This window comes from Bacillus sp. GM2, from assembly GCF_056155945.1.
Map to the genome: position 1 here is coordinate 623,824 of NZ_JBRKSZ010000008.1, position 20,961 is coordinate 644,784.

General features: G+C 47.3%; 18 protein-coding genes. 9 read left to right on the forward strand and 9 right to left on the reverse strand.

The window, feature by feature from the left end:
* Positions 1 to 85 precede the first annotated feature (85 nt).
* Entirely contained in the window at positions 86 to 1,078 is a 993-nt protein-coding gene (locus ACVC9U_RS17780) for an LLM class flavin-dependent oxidoreductase (protein ID WP_338399912.1), read from the forward strand.
* 46 nt (positions 1,079 to 1,124) lie between these two features.
* Here ACVC9U_RS17780 and ACVC9U_RS17785 read toward each other — a convergent pair whose 3' ends face one another.
* A complete protein-coding gene (locus ACVC9U_RS17785) occupies positions 1,125 to 1,553 on the reverse strand; it encodes a cell wall hydrolase (RefSeq protein WP_003178702.1) in 429 nt (142 codons plus the stop codon).
* 55 nt (positions 1,554 to 1,608) lie between these two features.
* Here ACVC9U_RS17785 and ACVC9U_RS17790 point away from each other — a divergent pair, with 55 nt between their 5' ends.
* Entirely contained in the window at positions 1,609 to 2,562 is a 954-nt protein-coding gene (locus tag ACVC9U_RS17790) for a sulfurtransferase (RefSeq protein WP_048350135.1), read from the forward strand.
* 53 nt (positions 2,563 to 2,615) lie between these two features.
* Here ACVC9U_RS17790 and ACVC9U_RS17795 read toward each other — a convergent pair whose 3' ends face one another.
* The 3 genes from ACVC9U_RS17795 to ACVC9U_RS17805 all read right to left on the reverse strand — a co-directional run bounded on the left by ACVC9U_RS17795 (position 2,616) and on the right by ACVC9U_RS17805 (position 5,863).
* Positions 2,616 to 4,013: a YcdB/YcdC domain-containing protein gene (locus ACVC9U_RS17795; RefSeq protein WP_441391357.1), complete on the reverse strand. Its 1,398-nt coding sequence runs from the start codon at positions 4,011 to 4,013 to the stop codon at positions 2,616 to 2,618.
* An 86-nt stretch (positions 4,014 to 4,099) separates the two neighbouring features.
* On the reverse strand, positions 4,100 to 4,930 hold the full coding sequence (locus ACVC9U_RS17800) for a DUF1835 domain-containing protein (RefSeq protein ID WP_441391358.1): 831 nt from the start codon (positions 4,928 to 4,930) through the stop codon (positions 4,100 to 4,102).
* 159 nt (positions 4,931 to 5,089) lie between these two features.
* Positions 5,090 to 5,863, reverse strand: coding sequence for a glucose 1-dehydrogenase (locus ACVC9U_RS17805; protein WP_075753753.1), 774 nt, complete (start codon positions 5,861 to 5,863; stop codon positions 5,090 to 5,092).
* A gap of 171 nt (positions 5,864 to 6,034) precedes the next feature.
* Here ACVC9U_RS17805 and ACVC9U_RS17810 point away from each other — a divergent pair, with 171 nt between their 5' ends.
* Entirely contained in the window at positions 6,035 to 6,985 is a 951-nt protein-coding gene (locus tag ACVC9U_RS17810) for a trypsin-like serine peptidase (RefSeq protein WP_441391359.1), read from the forward strand.
* A 58-nt stretch (positions 6,986 to 7,043) separates the two neighbouring features.
* Here ACVC9U_RS17810 and ACVC9U_RS17815 read toward each other — a convergent pair whose 3' ends face one another.
* From ACVC9U_RS17815 to ACVC9U_RS17830, 4 genes are all read right to left on the reverse strand, one after another.
* Positions 7,044 to 9,125 carry a glycosyl hydrolase family 18 protein gene (locus ACVC9U_RS17815; RefSeq protein ID WP_075753749.1) on the reverse strand — a complete coding sequence of 694 codons (2,082 nt, stop codon included), beginning with the start codon at positions 9,123 to 9,125 and terminating at the stop codon, positions 7,044 to 7,046.
* Between the two features lie 90 nt (positions 9,126 to 9,215).
* Positions 9,216 to 11,012, reverse strand: a complete 1,797-nt coding sequence (locus tag ACVC9U_RS17820) for a glycosyl hydrolase family 18 protein (protein ID WP_154495778.1) — start codon at positions 11,010 to 11,012, stop codon at positions 9,216 to 9,218.
* Positions 11,013 to 11,393: 381 nt separating this feature from the next.
* Complete coding sequence (gene chbG, locus ACVC9U_RS17825) at positions 11,394 to 12,128, reverse strand: chitin disaccharide deacetylase (protein ID WP_441391360.1); 735 nt, start codon at positions 12,126 to 12,128, stop codon at positions 11,394 to 11,396.
* A gap of 3 nt (positions 12,129 to 12,131) precedes the next feature.
* Positions 12,132 to 12,857, reverse strand: coding sequence for a GntR family transcriptional regulator (locus tag ACVC9U_RS17830; protein WP_441391361.1), 726 nt, complete (start codon positions 12,855 to 12,857; stop codon positions 12,132 to 12,134).
* A 161-nt stretch (positions 12,858 to 13,018) separates the two neighbouring features.
* Here ACVC9U_RS17830 and ACVC9U_RS17835 point away from each other — a divergent pair, with 161 nt between their 5' ends.
* The 6 genes from ACVC9U_RS17835 (at position 13,019) to ACVC9U_RS17860 (ending at position 19,125) form a co-directional block, all read left to right on the forward strand.
* Positions 13,019 to 14,353 carry a 6-phospho-beta-glucosidase gene (locus tag ACVC9U_RS17835; protein ID WP_441391362.1) on the forward strand — a complete coding sequence of 445 codons (1,335 nt, stop codon included), beginning with the start codon at positions 13,019 to 13,021 and terminating at the stop codon, positions 14,351 to 14,353.
* Positions 14,340 to 15,626 carry a PTS cellobiose transporter subunit IIC gene (gene celB / locus ACVC9U_RS17840; RefSeq protein ID WP_020450045.1) on the forward strand — a complete coding sequence of 429 codons (1,287 nt, stop codon included), beginning with the start codon at positions 14,340 to 14,342 and terminating at the stop codon, positions 15,624 to 15,626. The genes ACVC9U_RS17835 and celB overlap by 14 nt, the downstream gene beginning before the upstream one ends.
* A 16-nt stretch (positions 15,627 to 15,642) precedes the next feature.
* Positions 15,643 to 15,975, forward strand: a complete 333-nt coding sequence (locus tag ACVC9U_RS17845; RefSeq protein ID WP_020450044.1) for a PTS lactose/cellobiose transporter subunit IIA — start codon at positions 15,643 to 15,645, stop codon at positions 15,973 to 15,975.
* Positions 15,972 to 16,274, forward strand: coding sequence for a PTS sugar transporter subunit IIB (locus tag ACVC9U_RS17850; protein WP_023857786.1), 303 nt, complete (start codon positions 15,972 to 15,974; stop codon positions 16,272 to 16,274). Before ACVC9U_RS17845 ends, ACVC9U_RS17850 begins: the two co-directional genes overlap by 4 nt.
* A 119-nt stretch (positions 16,275 to 16,393) precedes the next feature.
* Complete coding sequence (gene glcD, locus ACVC9U_RS17855) at positions 16,394 to 17,806, forward strand: glycolate oxidase subunit GlcD (protein WP_023857785.1); 1,413 nt, start codon at positions 16,394 to 16,396, stop codon at positions 17,804 to 17,806.
* Positions 17,803 to 19,125, forward strand: a complete 1,323-nt coding sequence (locus ACVC9U_RS17860) for a (Fe-S)-binding protein (protein ID WP_025810806.1) — start codon at positions 17,803 to 17,805, stop codon at positions 19,123 to 19,125. The genes glcD and ACVC9U_RS17860 overlap by 4 nt, the downstream gene beginning before the upstream one ends.
* A gap of 59 nt (positions 19,126 to 19,184) precedes the next feature.
* Here the strand turns inward: ACVC9U_RS17860 and ACVC9U_RS17865 are convergent, their stop codons facing one another.
* Positions 19,185 to 20,900, reverse strand: a complete 1,716-nt coding sequence (locus ACVC9U_RS17865) for a serine hydrolase (protein WP_048350146.1) — start codon at positions 20,898 to 20,900, stop codon at positions 19,185 to 19,187.
* Positions 20,901 to 20,961: the final 61 nt, after the last annotated feature.

Here is a 20,961-nt window from a genome sequence, read left to right on the forward strand (position 1 = left end):
CGTATTCTCTTCGATTTGACCCTATCTGCTGTTTTTCATATGCTTGTCTTACTGAACAAGAAAACGAAAGGAAGGCCGGTGACAATTGATGCAGCTCAGCATTCTTGACCAGGTTCCTATATCAAAAGGCTCGGATGCGCATTCAGGTCTAAAGCATTCTGCAGAGCTGGCGGAACTTGCGGATCAATGGGGGTACAAAAGGTATTGGTTTGCCGAGCATCACAGCACACGGGGGCTTGCCAGCACTGCTCCAGAAATCATGATCGCACACATTGCGGCAAAGACGGCGAATATTCGCGTCGGTTCGGGCGGCGTTCTGCTGCCCCAATACAGTCCCTTTAAAGTGGCTGAAAACTTTCGGCAGCTTGAAGCCCTTTATCCCGGGAGAATTGACCTGGGGATCGGCCGCTCTCCGGGAGGCACAACTAAAACGAGGCTGGCGCTGACAGACGGGGTTCATAAAAGCCTGCACGAATTCCCGAGACAGTTACAAGACTTGGTTAGCTTTCTGACTGATTCCGTGCCTTCCGGACATGATTACTTCGGAATTAAAGCCTCCCCTTTGACGGATTCGCCCCCGGAGGTGTGGCTTTTAGGCCTGGGAGAAAACAGCGCAAAATTGGCCGGTAGCATGGGAGCGGGATACGTATTCGGCCATTTCATCTCTCCCGCGAGAGGAAAGAACGCCTTTCAATCATACCGTGAAAGCTTTCGGCCTTCCCCTTTCTTTAAACGCCACCAATCATTGGCCGCCGTTTTCGTCGTTTGTGCGGAGTCCGATGAAAAAGCCGAGGAGCTCTGCTTGAGCCAAGATTTATGGCTTCTCCGGGTTGAAAAAGGGCTGGACAGCCTTGTCCCAAGCATTGAAGAGGCGAAATCGGCCGCTTACACAGCTGCCGATAAAAAGAAGCTTGCCCAAAACCGCAGCCGTATGGTGATCGGGTCTCCTCAAACAGTCAAAAGAAAACTGCTCGAGCTTTCTGAACGATATCAAACAGATGAGTTTATGATTTTAACTAACGTCTACCGGTTTGAAGATAAGAAGCAGTCTTACGAAAGACTGGCAGAATTATTTTGAACGAAAAACATCCCTTTTCAAAAACCTTTGAAAAGGGATGTTTTTGTTAGAACGTATTATAGACATTCTCACACTCTTCCGCTGTCGGCTCGTAAAAACAATGCGATTTAAAGCGGCCGACATGCGGCTGATTGTACCACTGTGCGGGACACGCCCCCGCCGGTCTGAAATACCACAAACTGAACTTTGCCGGCCAAAGCCGCTCCCCGTTGACCGCCCTGCGTGCCAAACGCCTTTCGCTTTCCCGCGCCCTTTGATAGAAATAACCGTGCGTCACGGCTTCAAAGGCATGCGGCTGATGGATCATCTGCGGAATGGTGCGAAGTCCCACAAAGTCGGAACAGTTTGCCCTGATGCGATTGATTCCGACATTTCCGACCATAAGCATACCTTGCACGCCTTCGCCTTCAGCCTCCGCTCTCAAAAGTCTTGCCAAAAGACTGATATCTTTAGAAGAAGCCTGAACGACTGCCATTTTTAGTCACCCCCATGATGTCGTCACCTTTATCATATTCTGTTTCATTTAGGTGATGACGATTTCGGGATTTATCTTTGACATTGCCCATGAAAGAAAGCTATTCTTCTATTATCAGAACCCAAGAAAAAACAAAGGGGAACGGAGGGATCGTGAATTGTCAGTATTAAAAAGCCCTGAATGGGTATACAAACGATTAATGGAAAAAACGGACCAAACAGTTATTGTCGACGTGAGGTTTCATTTGACAAAACCGGACGAAGGCCGAAAAGCGTATACGAAAGGCCATGTGCCCGGAGCCGTTTTCATTGATTTAAAAGAAGATCTGTCGCGCAACCCGGAAGAGCACGGCGGCAGACACCCGCTTCAAGACCCTGACCTTCTGGCCGCGAAGCTTGGAAAAATCGGCATTGACCGGCAAACAGATGTCGTTGTTTATGATGACAGCGGCGGCATGTTTGCAGCGCGCTTTTGGTGGCAGCTTCACTATCTCGGGCATGACAGCGTCTATATCATGGATGGGGGACTGTCCAACTGGATCAAAGCGGGCTACGAGGTGAACGCCGAGGATCCTCGTCCTAGCGAGCGCGAATTTAAGCCGGCGCTCAGAGAAAACGAACTGCTCGATGCCAAAGAAGTACTGAAGCGAATCGGCAGAGAAGGCTCCATTCTGATCGATGCGCGCGATCCTTCAAGATACACCGGGGAAACCGAGCCTCTCGATCATCGGGCCGGCCATATTCCCGGGGCCAAAAACTTTTTTTGGAAAGGCAATCTGACCGTAAGCGGATTATGGAAAAGCAAAGAACAACTCAGACAGCACTATGCTGTTTTAGACCCGGACAGTGAAATTGTCGTCTATTGCGGATCGGGCGTATCAGCCTGCCCAAATGTGCTCGGCCTGAAAGAAGCCGGATTTGAAAATGTGAAGCTGTATGCCGGCAGCTGGAGCGATTGGATCAGCTACCCCGACCATCCGATCTCCACTGGGACAGAGGACGACACCTGATCTTACAAGAGACGGCGGCCAGGGGCCTTTGCGCCTCAGCCAGCCGCCGTTTATTACATGTTTTTGCTCATAAACGCCTTTCCGTCATGGGCATCGATAAAGTACGGGTAGACCGGCCGGTAAATAAGCCTGTAGAAGTCATCCTTTTCCCGACTGTAATCCCTTTCCCATTGCAGTTTCACATCAAATGCCGCTGCAAAAGCGGCTTTCGCTTCTGCCTCTGAAATGGATGGCGAAGGACTCAGATCGGCCAGCGCTTCCGGCTCGATTTCCGGACCGTGATAACCGACGACCTTGCCGGTTGTCCGGCTGATACTGATATTGGCAGAGCCAAGCCTTAACGGCACCTCTTTGTATTGAAGATCAAATTGAAAAAAAGCGTTTTGCCTGCCCCCGTCATTTTCCGCCGGATGCATTCGAAAAAGCTGATCTGCACCGGGATAAAGCTTGTACAAAAATTGCAGCGCCCGTTTCAAGCAGTCTTCCTCGCTCAAGAAAAACTGTCCTTCTGATTTGATGAAAGAAGCGACCCCTTTGAGCTTCCCTGACTTTTTATCTTTCACGATTTTCAACGTATTTTGGTTCCTTATTTCAAAGTAGCCGGCTATACTCCGGTCTCTCGGCTCAGGATCGTTTCCCAGGCGCCATACCGTTCCAATTGACTCTCCCATATCGGTTTCACGGATTTTCCGCATCGAGGGAGCAAAGCCGATCATGTCATCGATATCAGCATGACGGTCAGCCTCAGGCAGCACAGGAAGCGGCAATGTGTCTTCTTCTTCCTCGTCATCAGCCGCAGGCTTCATCTGGCGTTTTTCCGTGATATCGGCGGGATAGCTGAAAAACGGCAAGTCTGCTTCGTAAATGAGATGCGGGCGATCATCTCCCCCTTCATAAAGCTCACTGCGGACTTTTTCGACCGCCAATTCGAATTGAATATGTTTAAGATAATCGGCTGTCACCGATTCCTTATCAGCGATCTGCTTTGGAATGGAGAAAGAGCTTGTTCCGCCGTTATAGCGAAACTCCATCACCTCTCCGTTCTTGGCGACCTTGACGTAAAAACCTGTTTGCGGCAGCGGAAGATCAAGGACAGTCTGAACATACGTAAAACGGACGAATTGTTCTGTTTCCTTCTTTTCATGGAAAACAAATTCATAAGACGCACTCGGGTAATGCTGTTCTGTAAACTGAAGGGCGATTTGCAGCAGCCTTTCCTCCGAAAGAGATTCCTCGATCACCGGTTCATACTCTTTTGTCAAATTGATTAAGCGGCCGTGATGATCTAACTCCACCGAAATGTCCCGCTCCGGCTCTTCAACGTCCTGCCAGACGAAAAAAACCCGTCTCTCTTTTTCATCCTTTTCTCCGTAATCTTCGATCATGAGCTGATAATGCGAGGGAACCTTACTAATGGATTGCGCTTTTTGCTTTAACTGGTCACGAACCAAATCCTGTCTACCTCTCTTTCATTTTCATCTCCTTATGTATACGAAATATATCATTAATCGTTTCATGAAAATTGAGATAATTGGATTTAACTGGTGAACTTACATGGCGATTTTAACCTGATGCTAAAATACCTCATTCCTTTTGGTACGCCTTCCATCTCAAAAATACCTTTGCGGATCAGCTCTAAAATGCGGTACTCGATGAATTCATCTCCGATGTTTTCCTCCAGATGACCAATGATTTCGCCGATCAGGCGGGGACAGTTGATAAAGGTGTTTGTTGAACGGTTTTTTTGAAGCTGTGCGAGCTTGCCGATGATGAACGAATCATAAAAGTCCTCTTTCACGCTTTTGATTCTGCCGTCTTCCCATACTCGCAACACGCTTGTCTGCTGAGACAGCGCTGTCCATTCCTCCGCAAGGCCCCGTCTTTCAGCGGCTGTCAAAGCCGACTGATCCCCTTGTTCATAAATGAATCTCAATTCTTCATCATTCAACTCACCAGAACTTCGAGTATGAGGAAAGAACTTCGACGTATTCAGATGGAAAACAGCCAGGTTCATTTGCCGAAGGATATGATGTACAAATCTCAGGCCCGTTTGTTCATGTGCATGATCGCCCGTCCACATAAAGACGGCGGCTTGCTCCTGAATACGGCTTAATGCAGAAACCGCATCTTCAAAACGGCTGTATATCTCTCCAAGCTCGTGAAATCGGTCATTGAGATATGTTTTCAACCATTCATAACGATTGACCCTGCCTTCTTTGATTTCCAGGTTTTGAAGCGGCCCGATGGAAAATAATTCAGGAAGGACGATCAGACGTTTTTTCTGAGTTCCTCCCGTCTGTTTGAGCATCATGTTGATACTGCCGCCGGCAGATTCGCCAAAGGCAATGTGAACGACATGGTTTTGCATCTTAATCTCCTTTTATTTAATGTTGTAATAGCATTAAAGCTATTAAACTCGTCTTTTTAACTATTATATACAAAAACAGGATATAAAAGGTAGCACAATAAAAAAGCCCCCATTCTGCCATTCGAAAAAGGGCAGAACGGGAGCTGAAAAACACGCTTGCTATTCCAGCTGTGACGGATACAGTGTCATACCGCCGTCAACGAACAAAGTCGCGCCCGTTACATAAGCGGCTTCTTTCGACACAAGCCATGCCGCTGCGGAAGCCACTTGTTCAGGCTCACCAAATTCGTTCATCGGTATCTTTTTCAGCTGTGCCGACTTGCGGCTTCCCTCCAAGTCTTCATTGCTTTCGGTCGCGATCGTTCCCGGCGCGATCGAATTGACGCGGATTCCTTTGTCCGCATAATCAAGGGCAAGCGTTTCTGTCAAAAGCTTCATTCCGCCTTTTGAAGCGGAGTAATGAACATTTTTCGGCCTCGGAATTTGCTGATGAACGCTTGATATATTGAGTATGCTTCCTTTCATGCGGCGGTCCGCCATATATCTTAAGGCTTCGCGTGCGCCGAGAAACGCACCGGTTAAATTAACGTCGATCACTTTCTGCCATTCATCAAGCTCAAGTTCGTGCGGGAAGGCGCCTGCGCCGTTAAATCCTGAATTATTGACCATGACATCAAGTGAGCCGAAGTGTTCAACTGCTGATTTAATCAGCTTTTTTATATCCTCTTCAGAAGATACGTCAGCTTCTACCGCAAGGGCGTTTCCGCCCGCTGCTTGAATGTTGTCGACGGCTTCCCGTGCGCCTTCGCGATCACTGTGATAATTGACAACCACATTCATTTTTTCTTTTCCAAATCGTTCCGCAACCGCCTTGCCTATACCTTTTGAAGAACCGGTCACAATTGCTGTTTTTCCTTTTAAATCACTATACAACCTAAATCCCCCTCAATTTCTTTTCTTCATGTACATTACCCGGTATCAATATGATCAAACAAAATGCTAATTCACACCTTTAGTATGATCTTTTTTAATTATATGGAAAATTCAGAATTATTTTGTTAATATCTAACTTGTACTTACAACAAAATAAGGAAGTGATACAATTTGGTCAGTAAAAAGAGTGTTAAACGAGGTTTGATCACAGGTCTCATTGGTATTTCTATTTATTCTTTAGGTATCCACCCGGCCCAAGCCGCACCATCGCCTCATACTCCTATTTCAAGCGATCCTTCATACAAAGCGGAAACATCGGTTACCTATGATCCAAACATGAAAAGCGATCAATACGGCTCGTATTCAAAGGCATTTACAGGCACCGGCAAAGTGAATGAAACAAAGGAAAAAACGGCAAAAGAGTCCTCCGCAAAAGCTCCTTACAGCATTAAATCAGTGATTGGTCCTGATGATCGGACAAGGGTCACCAACACAACCGCATATCCGTACAGAGCGATCGTTCATATTTCAAGCAGCATCGGTTCGTGCACCGGATGGATGATCGGTCCGAAAACCGTCGCAACAGCCGGACATTGCATCTATGACACATCAAGCGGTACATTTGCCGGGACAGCTACTGTTTCGCCGGGACGGAACGGGACAAGCTATCCTTACGGCTCTGTTAAATCAACGCGCTACTTTATTCCGTCAGGATGGAGAAGCGGGAACACCAACTACGATTACGGCGCAATTGAACTAAGCGAACCGATCGGCAATACTGTCGGATACTTCGGATACTCGTACACCACTTCATCACTTGTCGGGACAACTGTTACCATCAGCGGTTATCCAGGCGATAAAACAACAGGCACACAATGGCAGCATTCAGGACCGATTGCCATCTCCGAAACGTATAAATTGCAGTATACAATGGACACGTACGGAGGACAAAGCGGTTCACCGGTATTCGAACAAAGCAGTTCAAGAACGAACTGCAGCGGTCCATGCTCGCTTGCCGTCCACACAAATGGCGTATACGGCGGCTCTTCGTACAACAGGGGCACCCGGATTACAAAAGAGGTGTTCGACAATTTGACCAACTGGAAAAACAGCGCCCAATAACACACGAAGACAGCCCGCTTCCTTTTGGAAGGGGCTGTTATATCTTACGGCTGAAAACTTAATTCCCTTTAAGCGTGTACTTTTTGCCATCTATTGATATCGTGAAATTTGAAGGACCGCTGATCGGCAAATAATAGACAAGCTGAAACTCCGCTGCCTCACCAGGTTTAATCGTTTTCCAGCTTGATAGAGTCACTCTGATGCGGTGGAAATCTCCCGTCAGTCCGCCAATGTTCGGTCCCGTATGCCCTTTAGCAATCACTTCAACTTGATCGCCGCTCCAGCTTCCAAACCGAGGGGAAGTGGATGTCGGCACATCAAATTCGATAACAGAACCTCCCGTAATCGTGACATCGCTGTTATTGATCAGCTTCATGACCGGGTGGATCGGGTAATTTTGATCTCCTAATGGAAAGTTCGTCAACTCTATGTCTGCATCCAGTGATTCATCAGGCAAAGGCGATGTGCTGAGCCGGTTATCGTATGGTGTTGTATCCGAGAATTTGTGATACAGCGTGCTCGTTAAAGTATTGCCGATATCGTATTCTCCTTTATTGCCGTTTCGTTCGGGATACCAGTCATAATCACCGCTCAAATCCCAAAACATAACACCCCCGATTCCTTTATCAACGACATAATCCGCCTTCGTTTTGATCGATTCCTCATCCTCTGTCGATAGAAACACTTTCTTTTCTGGATTCCAAAGCCAAGGCGCTGCCAGCCACGCGTCATAATGCCTTTGATAAGCGCCTGTCAAATCAGCTTTGCTCAATCCATACCTTTCCAGATAAGAACCGGCAATGCCCTTTTCAAGATTTTTGGCGTGCCACATCGGGTTTGTCCCTGCTCCAATTTCATTCCCCTGCTCATCTTTATCATGCCAAATATTATCGATTCCGGTTGCTCCGTCACCGCATTGCCTGAGTCCTTGAGGACAATCTGCGCTTTTGGATGTTCCCCACAGCCCGTTTACTCCGCCGTTCACATTCTTCCAGCCTCTCGTATAATAAGGAACACCGATATTGATTCGCCCCGATTCCATAGCTCCTCTAAAATAATGGTAAGCCCAGTCAGTATTTAAATATCCGATCCCTTCGTATTCCGGCGTAGTATATATGTTGGAATGCTTGAGTTCGGCATCTTCACCGTTATCGAATAAAGAAGCGTTCGGTCCGACAAACTCATTCCAGGCTCCATGAAGATCGTAAGACATGATATTGACATAATCGACATATCGAAGCGGCTTAAACGTTTCCATCCCTCTCAGTAAATATGCCGATGATGGCGCTGCAATGGTCAGCATGTAGTACTTTCCATCTTCAGCAGACGCTTGATCAAGCTTTTCTCTTAATATTTTCATCAATACCTCAAAGCTTTTATTTAACCCGTTGCGCCTCGGATTGGCAATGTTCCAATCTGCCGGATTCCCTGCATCCTGCATCGATGAAGGGTACTCATAGTCAATATCGATTCCATCGATCTCGTATTTTCTGAGAAACGCAACGACCGATTCCGCAAAGGTGTGAATACCCTTGTGGTTTACAGATCCGTCTCCATTCGTTGTCATCGAATAAAAGCCGCCGCTTGGAATCCGCTTCCCGTCCTTGTCGACATAACCGCCGGTTTCGGCCCAACCGCCGACAGCCGCCAACACTTTTACATTCGGATATTTCTCTTTATATTGATGGATAAGGTTAAAATGCCCCTTATACGGCAAGGTTTGATCCATTTTTACATCGGGATGCTCCGGCCAGGTCATCCCGATGGACGGGTTTTTCTCATCTGTCTCATCTCCGACTGAAATCCGATGATCTTCCCCGATGTGGGCAAACGCATAATTAATGTGGCTCAAGTAATTCCATGGGATATCATTTACTAAATAACGATCTTGATTGCCTTTTCCAGTCCGCCAGCTTGTAAAGTACCCGATGATTCTCCGGTCTAACTGATTGGCAAGCTTTTCACGGCCGTCCCGGTCGTATACATCGCAATACGGCACATGTTCAACGCCTGAGTCCCAAAGCCCTTCAGGACGGCAGTCCGGTTGTTCGTTTGAAGTCTCTGCGGAAATATGCCGGTTCGGGATAAAAAGCGCAAGGAGCAGCACACAGGATAAAATAGATGAAGCGGCTATCTTCATGTTTATTCAGACTCCTTTGTCTATAAAGAGAGACGTGAGAAGCTGTTTCCCAAATCTCTCTTTATCGTTTTCTATCCATTTGACTTTCTCTTATTCGCAGCCTCCGACCAGCCGCCATACGCCCCATTCACCGGATTGATCCGGCCGGTCGCCTTTCGTCCACCATTTCGCTTCATACACTTTTCCGTTAAATGCAACCCGCTCTCCGCCCGTGTATGCGTTCGTCTCTTTCCATTCGTCATATGAACATGCCTGGTCAGAATTCGTCGTGACCTCTACTGTTGGTCCGGTATGGAGCACTCCATCCGAGTCCTTTGCTGAAACTGTAAATGAGTAGGCCGTACCCGGCTTCAAGTTGCCGATTTCCGCTGATGTTTCTTTTACAGATATCGACCGGCTTGCAAATGACACGACATATTCCGTAATGTTTGCTCCGCTGCTCGGCGCATCCCACGCCAGGCTGACACTTGTAGCCGTTTTTCCGGTTACACGCACATTCACAGGTGCCGATGAAGGCGGCTCCGGATTACCTCCGTCCGGCGCAAAATCTAAATCGGCTGCCAATTTATTGAGAAGCGTCCGATTGGAATCGCCGCTGAAATCCCAGAACATCGCTCCGCTTAATCCGTTTGCTTTAATAAAATCCGTTTTGTGGCCGAATGATTGTTCATCATCATAAGTGATGAAATTGCCATTTTCCGCGTTATACAAAAACGGCACTTTCGCTTGATCGTTCCAATACCTTTTATAGCCGTTTTGATTCACATAGTTCTTTTCAAGATCTGAAAAGTCGAATACTCCATTTTCCCATGTCCCTTCTTTCGCCGGTCCGCACTTCTGATATTCTCCGTGGCCGCCGGATTCACAACCGCTCCAGCCCCTTCCGTAGAACGGTGTTCCAAGCACTAATTTGTCCCCTTTGACACCGGCTTCCTTATAGCGTTTCACAGTGTTTTCAATGTTGTAGGTCTCAGCATTTGGAACGCCTGCTTCTTTCGCTTTTGGATCATAGAACAGCGGCGCATTATGGGCGCTTATGCTTTGCCATCCGCCATTAAAGTCATAGGTCATGATGTTAATCCAATCCACGGTTTGAGCGATTTTATCGAGCTCAGTGTTGCTCACATACTCCGGACTTGCGCCGGATGCGATCGTCAGCAAGTATTCCTTGCCGTCCTTTGCTTCTGCAGCGTCAAGTTTTTTACGCACCTCTTGCAGGAGCAGCGTGTAATTTCTTTTATCTTCCGGCCGTGTGCTGTTCCCCGGTAATCCTCCGCTGACCGGATATTCCCAGTCAAGATCGACCCCGTCAAACCCGTATTTCCTTAAAAATTCAACGGCCGAAGCGGCGAAATTTCCCCTTGCCACAGGATCTGCCGCGACATCTGAAAAGCGGTTAGACCAAGTCCATCCGCCGACCGAGATGAACGTTTTCAAATGAGGGTGGCTCTTTTTCAGCTTCAGCAATTGTTTAAAGTTGCCGCGGATCGGTTCATCCCAGACATCCCCGGGATTTGACTTTTGCGCGTCAATCCAGGGATCGCCCATTACGATTGTTCCATTTGGCGCGTCGATCACTCCGTTTTCATCCTGACATGACCATGTTTGGGGATTGGGACCTGTCGGATCGGGGTTCCCATGCCTTCCCTCCCAGCAAATATCAGCAAAAGCATAATTAATGTGGCTGACTTTCGAAACGTCCATATCCCAAACTTGAAAATTCCTTCCGTAAGCCCCCCATGATGGATAGTAACCGATGATTTTATAGTTTTTTCCGGAATCGGCTTTTGCAACTTCCCCATTTACAAATGACAAGCTCAGCAACATGACAAAAATGAAAGAAAAAACGAAAAACTTTTTGCTTTTGTTGACCAACACGATGTTCATCTCCTTTTCATCCAATTTTTTTGATAAACCATAAAACTAGAAATCTCCTATTCCTCACCGCCTTTTTTGCTTGTTTTATATTTTTCCTTGTCATCTGATAGCTGCAGCTGCACAGAAGTCAACAAGGGAAAACGCTTACAAAATCGGGTTTGACATCATTCGGCGTGTTCGTTTGGGAGAGCTGGTTGTGCAGGTGAAACACGTATAGATGTCTATACATTCACATATAAAAGAAGACTTATTCATGGTGAAAGGCTCGCTAAATTTGTCATAACAAATTTATATTAATCAGAATTTTCTGAACTGTCAACCTGAAGAATTGACTACACAACCGCCGCTTTCTACCCCATTTAAGGAATAGAAGCGGCGCCTCAAGCCTCTTCATAGACTAGCGTAAGACGTAAGGCGAATATCCGGACACTGTTGCAAAACCGATTTAAGAGAAGGTTCCGTCAGCAGTGAAAGTTCATATACCCGAGGATAATGGAAAGACGATTTTTCAAGCAGACATGTATCGACGTAAGCCGGATGGCACATCACTTCAATCACTGCTGCGTCTTGATAATCACGAAAGAAGCTCGAAAGATCCTTCAATCGGTCGACTTTCAGCTCAAAAGCATCGTTCGACCTTACACCCTTCCACAGTGAAGGATGATCATGATTGACCTTTCTGCATGGCAGGTCATACTCTTTCGCAAGCTTTACAAACACCTCTGGGAGATTTCCGTATGTATGAATATGATGATGGCTGTCGATATGTGTCGGATTTAAACCGAAAGACAAAGCTTTCTCTATTTGCGCTTTCCACTCTCGGTATACTTCATCAAGGTCAATGTCGAAGAAACCCTGGTAGTACAAAAGCTTGCGAAAATTCCCTTCTTCATCCGTTATCGTATGCAGTCCGCCGAGAATCGGGCGCCCGGCCGTCAATGTCAAGTGGACGCCGACTCCGAGTTTACGATTTTGCCGTGCGAGTTCGACGGCATGCTCCGCTTCTTGCATATTGACCATGAGCGTAGTCGATGTGAGCACCCCGTGCTGGAAAGCTTCAATGATTCCAAGGTTGACTCCCCTTGAAAATCCAAAATCATCCGCATTTATGATTAGAGATTTCATTTTTCATTTCCCCCTTTGTCCATAATCACGTTCAATGAAGAACTCAACACGGTCACCGCGAAAATAGGCCATAGAGTACTCAACGACTTCTTCAGACGCCAAAAATGTTTGCGTCGATATCTGGAAGCAAGGTGTGCCTTGTGTAATATTTAAATGTTGTGCAATCTCCTCATCAGAAATCACAATTTTGATTTGTTCCTCTGTTCTTTTTATGTTGTTTCCTTGCCTGCTGATGCACTGGTAAAGTGAAATATTCGCCATTTCTTCCGTTACTTCTGGGACGAGATCCGTTCTGATATAGGCTGTTTCAAACTGGATTTCTTCATCGTCAGCATAGCGGATTCTTTTGATTTGATAGACCATTTGTTCAGCGTCGATTCCGAGGCGGGTTTGGATTTTTTCAGCCGGCTTTATTTTTTGCAAATCAACAACTTTGATTTTCGGTTTAAAGCCTTGAGCCTTCAATTGCTCTGCATAGCGGAGGCTGCTGGAGCTCAAGATCTGCTTTACTTTTCCTTTGGCGACAAATGTCCCTTTTCCCTGCTTTCTGTAAATGGCCCCTTCCATAAGCAAATGATTCAGCGCGGTCCGCAGCGTCGTCCGGCTGACATCATACAGTTTGCAAAACTCGGACTCCGTCGGCAGCAGGCTGCCAGGCGGATAGTAACCGCTTTCAATCTTATCTACAATATCTTGTTTAATTTGACTGTGGAGTGGTTGGTTCGCCATACATGTTCTCCTTTGGGGTGAGTTCGTAATTATAGAATAACACAAAAGGTTCCCAAAAAAACAATTTGTCATAACAAATATGTATGGACAAATTTGTTATGACATGTTAAGTTTCAATTGTGTGAAGCGCTTTCATAAAAAGAGAATTAAGGAGGGGGATTATGGCGCTGAAAGTAGTTGTTATAGGCGGAGGATCCAGCTACACACCGGAAATCATTGAAGGCATCATCAAACGGCAACATCAATTTCCGGTGAATGAGATTGTACTTGTTGATATCGAGGAGGGCAAAGAAAAGCTTCGCATCGTCTCAGAACTCGCGAAGCGAATGATCAGGCATGCGGGGGTTCCCATCGAACTGAGCCATACAATAGATCGGGCAGAAGCGTTGAAAGGTGCCGATTTCGTCACGGTTCAAATCAGAGTCGGCGGACTGAAGGCGAGAGCTTTAGACGAAAAAATTCCGCTCAGCCACGGTCAGATCGGGCAGGAAACAAACGGAGCCGGCGGCATGTTTAAAGCTTTCCGCACAATCCCCGTCATGCTGGATATCGCTCGCGATATCCAAGAGATTTGTCCCGAAGCATGGCTGATCAACTTTACCAATCCGGCCGGCATCGTGACGGAAGCTTTGCTGAAGCACGGACCTCATCAAAAGGTCGTCGGGGTATGCAATATTCCTTACAACATGAAAAATAGCATTGCAGAAATATTCGGCGTGGATGTGAACCGCGTCATGATTGAATTCGCAGGCCTCAACCATTTTGTTTTCGGAAAAAGGGTATGGATCGACGGCATCGACCGGACGGAAGAGACGATTGAGCATCTGTTGAATGATCACCTCGGCTACTCGCCCTCCAATATTGCGGCGTTGCCGTGGAATCGCCAATTTCTGCGGTCTTTACGTATGCTTCCGAGCCCGTACCATCAGTACTATTATCAACATGAAGATGCGCTCGCAAAAGATATCGAAGCGTACAATAACAACGGAACACGAGCGGAAACCGTCATGGAAGTGGAGCGGCAGCTGTTTGAGAGATACAAAGACGCCGAGATCCATGAGAAGCCTAAAGAACTGGAAGGCCGCGGCGGGGCTTACTATAGTGAATCAGCCTGCTCATTAATGAACTCGCTTTATCATCATTCAATGGATATTCAGACCGTGAACACACTGAATAAAGGAAGCATACCAGACCTTCCCGATGATGCGGTGATCGAAGTCAACAGTGTCATTACAAAAAGCGGACCGATTCCTCTGACCGTCGGAAAACTGCCTGCTGCCATTTGCGGGCCGATCTGCCTGATGAAAAAATTTGAACAATTAGTGATTGAAGCTGCGGTCACCGGCGACTACAATACGGCATATTCAGCCATGATCACCAATCCGTTGGTCTCCTCTGATCACAAAGCTCAAAAGGTACTGGATGAAATGCTCGAGGCGCATAAACGTTACCTCCCGCAATTTTTTGAGGAGGTCTGTGAACATGAAACAAAATAAAATGATGGCATTCATCGAAGCAAACATCATGCCGATCGCCGGAAAGATCGGTTCCCAAAGACACCTGATTGCAATACGCGACGGATTCATCGCCATTATGCCTCTTATTATCATCGGTTCCCTCGCCATCCTGGTTAATAATTTTCCAATACCGGCGTTTCAAAACTTTATGACCGGCCTGTTCGGAGAGGGATGGACTGCTGTCGGCGGGGCGATATGGAATGGCTCTTTTGCTCTGTTGAGCCTTTTAGCCGTTGCGGCTGTCAGCTTTAAGCTGGCCGAGTCCTATCACACAGATGGCCTGTCTGCCGCATTAATCGGGATTGGCGCATTCGCCGTGCTTACGCCGACCACTGAAGACTTTGGCTTTTCAATGACTTGGCTGGGAGCACAAGGCCTGTTCGTCGGCTTAATCGTGGCTTTGCTGTCGACGGAAGTCTTCCGGCTGTTTTCACAAAATGAGAAATGGAAAATCAAAATGCCTGAAGGAGTGCCTGACGGCGTCACAAAATCCTTGAATGCTCTATTGCCGGCTGCCGTCATCTTATCCACTGCCGGGCTATGTAATGCTCTGATTGTTCATTATTCGGGACAAAGCATCCATGAGCTTGTTTTCAGCACGATTCAAGAGCCGCTTCAAGGTCTTTCCAACACGGTTGGGTCAGCCTTGATTTTCACTTTCTTGAATCATTTGCTCTGGTTCTTTGGATTGCATGGAACAAATATCCTCGGGCCGATCATGGAATCCGTCTACCTCCCGCTTATTCAGGAAAATCAACACTTATTCTCGCAAGGAATGAGCGCTTTTGAAGTGCCGTATATTGTGACAAAGCCTTTCTTCGATTCTTACGTATTTATGGGGGGATCGGGAACGACATTGGCTCTGCTTGCCGGCATTTTAATTGCCGTGAAATCGAAGCACTACAAAACGATCGGGAAGGTGTCTCTCGCACCCGGCCTTTTTAACATCAATGAGCCCGTTCTGTTCGGACTTCCTATTGTATTAAACCCGATCATGTTCATTCCGTTTATCTTGATTCCATTAATTTTAACGATTACGTCATATGTCGCTTTGGCTTCCGGTCTCGTCCCGAAAACTGTCGCGATCCTTCCGTGGACAACGCCGCCGATTGTCAGCGGGTATCTCGTCACCGGAGGATCAGTCCGGGGAGTCTTATTGCAAATCTTCAACCTGGTGCTGGCCACCCTGCTCTACCTCCCGTTTATAAAAGCAGCAGAACGTTCCGCCTTGCACCAGACAGAAAACGAATAAGTAAGGAGTGAATGTTATGGCAGATACACTACAATTGGAACAGGTCTCATTTGAAATCATTCTTCACGCCGGAAATGCGCGTTCTTCTGCAATGGAAGCATTGCAGCTTGTGAAACAACACGAATGGGAAACCGGATATCAAAAAATACAAGAAGCAGAATCGGAGCTGAGCCAAGCTCATCAGGCACAAACCCGCCTTCTGCAAAAAGAAGCACAAGGCGAAGGCCTTTCACCCAATCTATTATTAATCCATGCGCAGGACCATTTAATGACAGCCATGACTGTAAAAGATTTGGCGAAAGAATTGATTCATTTATATCAAGAGCTTCAGAAAGGAAGAGAAAAATGAAGATCGCACTTGTATGTTCAGCTGGAATGTCTACGAGTATACTGGTCAAAAAAATGAGGGAAGAAGCGAAAAACCGTTCATTGAAGGCCGAAATTAATGCATATGCGGAGGCAGATTTGCCAAGTCATCTGGATGAAATTGATGTGATACTGATTGGTCCGCAGGTCCGGTATTTAAAAGGGCAAATGACAGAGCGTGCCGAGCCTTATCATACGCCCGTGGCCGTCATTGATCAAATGGCTTATGGAATGATGGACGGTGCAAAAGTGCTGAATCAGGCAATCAGCCTTGCAACCTGATGCCTCCTGCAAAGAACCGCGTTTTCTTTGAAAACGGGTTCTTTTTTTTGAAGTTTAAAAGAATGATTTTTTGAAAGCGTTTGTTTTTGTATAATAATTGGTAAAGGATGTGATCATACATGATTTCCTCACAAGTGAAATCCCAGTTGATTGAAATTGTCGGCTCTGTCAATTATGACGATTCGAACGCCGGACGGCTCGTCTATTCTTATGATGCGACACCCCAGTTTCAATCGATGCCTGACGCGGTCATAGCCCCGCGCAGCACAGAAGAAGTATCGCAAATCGTGAAAATCTGCAACACGCACCGCATTCCGATTGTGCCGAGAGGTTCAGGTACAAATCTTTGCGCCGGCACATGCCCGACTGAAGGAGGAATTGTCCTCCTGTTTAAGCATATGAATCGAATTTTAGAAATCGATGAAGAAAACTTAACGATAACCGTTCAGCCCGGCGTGATCACGCTTGATTTAATTCACGCCGCTGAAGAAAAGGGATTATTTTATCCGCCCGATCCGAGCTCGATGAAGATCTCGACAATCGGCGGCAACATCAATGAAAACTCGGGCGGCCTCCGCGGGCTGAAATACGGAGTGACACGCGATTATGTCATGGCGCTTGAAGTCGTTCTCGCAAACGGGGATATCATCCGCACTGGCGGCAAACTCGCCAAAGACGTTGCCGGCTATGATTTGACGCGTCTTTTCGTCGGTTCTGAAGGAACGCTCGGCATCATTACTGAAGCAACATTGAAACTCATCCCGGCACCCGAAACAAAAAAAACCGTCCTCGCCCTCTATCAAGATATCGACTCTGCAGCCCAAACGGTTTCAAATATCATCGCACACAAAATCATTCCGACGACGCTCGAATTTCTCGATCAGCCCACGATTCAGGTGATCGAAGACTTCGCGAAAATCGGCCTTCCCGTCCATGCCAAAGCGGTTCTCCTGATCGAACAGGACGGCACCGAGGAAGCAGTCCGCCGTGACATTGCCCTGATTGAAGAGATTTGCACAAAAGGAAATGCTGTGTCCGTTCAAACCGCGCAAACAGAAGCTGAAGCGGAAAATCTTCGGGAGGCCCGCCGCACCGCACTTTCCGCTTTAGCCCGTTTAAAGCCGACGACCATTCTGGAGGATGCCACGGTACCGCGCTCTGAAATTGCCGAAATGGTAAAAGCAATTAATACGATCGCCGAAAAGCACAAAATATCGATTTGTACATTCGGGCACGCAGGCGACGGCAACCTTCATCCGACCTGTACGACAGATGTCAGAAACAGTGAAGAAATGAAACGGGTCGAACAGGCTTTTGAAGACATCTTTAAAAAAGCGGTTGAGCTGGGAGGAACAATCACCGGAGAACATGGGGTCGGCGAAATGAAAGCTCCTTATCTGGAACTGAAGCTGGGCAAAGCGGGAATCGCCGCCATGAAGGCGGTAAAACAGGCGCTGGATCCTAACAGCATCATGAATCCCGGGAAGATATTTGCGAAAGACTCCCGCAAGCGGGTGGTGGTGACAAAATGACGACAGCTAACGAAAGAAAGGTCATTGAACAGCAGTTTAAAAAAAGAATGGACGAGGAAGAGCTGCTGAATTGCATGCGCTGCGGCTTTTGTCTGCCGTCATGCCCCACCTATATCGAATCCGGTTTTCAGGAAAGCCATTCACCGCGCGGACGCATCGCGCTCATGAAAGCGGTCGTCGATGGGGCGATTGAGCCTGATGAGGATGTCGAACGGTCACTGGAGCTTTGCCTCGGCTGCCGGGCGTGTGAACCTGTATGTCCTTCAGGCGTAAACTACGGGCGCTTGCTTGAAGAAGCGAGGGATATTATTCAGCAGAACAAAAAACACACCCTTCCGGTTAAAGTGCTTCGCCGCGCGGTATTCAAAGGGCTTTTCCCCCACCAAAACAGAATCAGGGCGCTGACTGGAATACTCGGCGTGTATCAGCGTTCCGGCATGCAAAATGTGATTCGCAAATCGGGCTTACTTCGTCTTTTGCCGGACCATCTCGCGAAAATGGAGGCTGTTTTGCCGAAAGTTCCCGATATGAAACAGCTGAAAAAACGGCCGCACCTGCTCCCTGCGATCGGAGAGAGAAAAAAACGGGCCGCCTTTTTCTCGGGCTGCCTCATGGATACGTTGTTTTTAGATACGAATATGGCAACCATCGAGCTGCTGCGGCTGGCCGGCTGCGAGATCATCATTCCCGAACAGCAGACCTGCTGTGGTGCCCTCCACGGACACAGCGGCGAAAAGTCTGAGGCCGTCCTGCTCGCAAAACGAAATATTCAGGCATTCGAGGATTCAAACGCGGACTTTATCGTGACAAATGCAGGGGGATGCGGAGCATTTTTAAAGGAATATGATCATCTCCTGAAAGATGACTCTGAATGGCGGAAACGGGCAGCGGTTTTTACAGGGAAACTGAAAGACTTTTCTTCCGTCCTGTTGGAGCTGAACTTTGATCAGCGATCCCTTGAACTGCCGCAGCAAATCGTCACCTACCAAGATTCGTGCCATTTGCGAAATGTCATGAACACCTCCGCTGAGCCGAGATACCTTATTCGCAGCATCAACGGCATTGAATTCAAGGAAATGAAAAATGCCGAAAGCTGCTGTGGATCAGCCGGTATTTATAACATTGTCGAATCCGAAATGTCGATGAAAATTCTCGATACAAAAATGGAAGCAGCAGCAGCGACCCGGGCCGCTACGATCGTTACAGCTAATCCCGGATGTCTGCTGCAAATGAAGCTCGGCATTGAACGAGCTGGGCTTACAAACCAAGTGAGAGCTGTTCATCTGGCGGATTTATTGCTGGAAGCCGTCCAGGAGTGACTAGGCGGCTCACATTTGGTATATTTCTCGGGAAATAAATCGAAATATGTCTTCTGCTGCTATTTCCGGACAGCAGGAAATTCTCCATTCGGCTGGATGAAGCGCAAACCTGTTACCTGTCCGGAATCGCCGGCTTCGAACCGGACGCTGAAACCCGGCAGGTTTTTGATTTGAAATGTCAACTCACGGTAAGGCTCAAGTTCGTAATCAGGCTGACCGGGCAATGAAACCCAGAGCGTCCGGTTGTTTCTGAAAGACACAACGACATCTGTTCCGTCTTCCAATGCATATTCGCCCGTTAAAGAAGCAAGAAATTCAGGATCGTACAACCGCTGATCCGGCTTCCTGACAAATTCGATTTCTCCAGCGCCTTCCGCCATTTCAAACGGTACGGAAAGGCGGCTGATATGTCCGTGTATATCAGCGCTGAAAGATGAGAGCATCGCCATCTCCGTGAGCGGCATTTTCATCTCGAATATATTGTAATGATAATGCTTCAAAGGCATCACAAACGAATTGAAGAGCGCCTGTAACATACCGTCTTTACACTCTATTTTGATTTCACCGTAGCCGGGGTGCTCGTATACACCTGTGTAGTCCTTCAGGTCATGAGAAGGCTTCGTTCCTTCAATTTTGGTAAGATCCGCGGTTCGATCCACGCCTAAAGCCGCTTTCATTATTTTTTCCGCTTCGCCTTTCAGCCGGCCGTTCCAATCAATCTCTTCCAATCCAAGCAAGCGGTCAAAAATATTGTACGCCAGAACATTTGGGAGAAAGCTGCCGTTCATATTTGTCAAAATGGCAATCCCGATTTTTTCATAAGGCATGAAAGCAACAAGCGATGAAAAACCGTCAATATTTCCGCCATGATGAATCATATGACGGCCACGGTACGGTTCAACAAACCAGCCGAGCCCATAGCTGCAGACAGGGAGTTCCTTCGCTTTAAGAATGGAGTCGCAGGAAATGCAAGGCGTATGCAGCTCATGAAGGCTTCCCTCTGATAGAACACCGCTGAATTTGTCGCTGCCAAGCTGAAGCAGCACCCAATTTGCCATATCCAAGGCATTGGAATTGATCGATCCAGCCGGCCCGATCACATCGATATTGCGAAAAGGAATTTTTTCAACTGTTCCGTTTTTCTCTTGATATGGAAAGGCAAAATCGGAAAGCTTTTGCATATCTTCGACCGAGAAGCTGCTGGATGTCATATGCAAGGGTTTGAAAATCCGCTCATGAACAAACTCCTCCCATGTCGTTCCCGCTATTCTTCCTGCAAGATAACCGGCCGTCATGTACATCAGGTTCTGATACTGCCATTTTGATCGAAAATCCAGATTCGGCTCAAGGTAGCGGAGCCGTCTGAAAAGCTCTTCCCTTGAAAAGGAGGAATTGTACCACATCATTTCGTGTCTTGGGAGGCCCGAACGATTGCACGCCAGATCACGGGGAGTCATCCGTTCGGTTGCCACCGGATCATACATCTTAAACTCCGGGAGGTATTCCCTTACCGGCTTGTCCCATTCCATTTTCCCTTCATCAGCCAAAACCGCCATCGCCGCCGTTGTAAATGCCTTGGAAGCGGAACCGATCGCAAATACCGTTTCCGGGTTCACTTTTAATTTCCGTTCTTTATCCCTGAATCCAAACCCTTCCGCCATGATGATCTCGTCTTCCTTAATGACTGCAACAGCGGCTCCGGGAACGTTCCACTCCTTCATTTTTTCCAGGGCAAATGCCCGAAAGCCTTTTAATTCCTTTATAGGCTGTCTCATTTTACTCTCCTCTCTTGATCTAAGCGTCTTATGCCTGTTCCAGGTGTCCGTATTCCATACG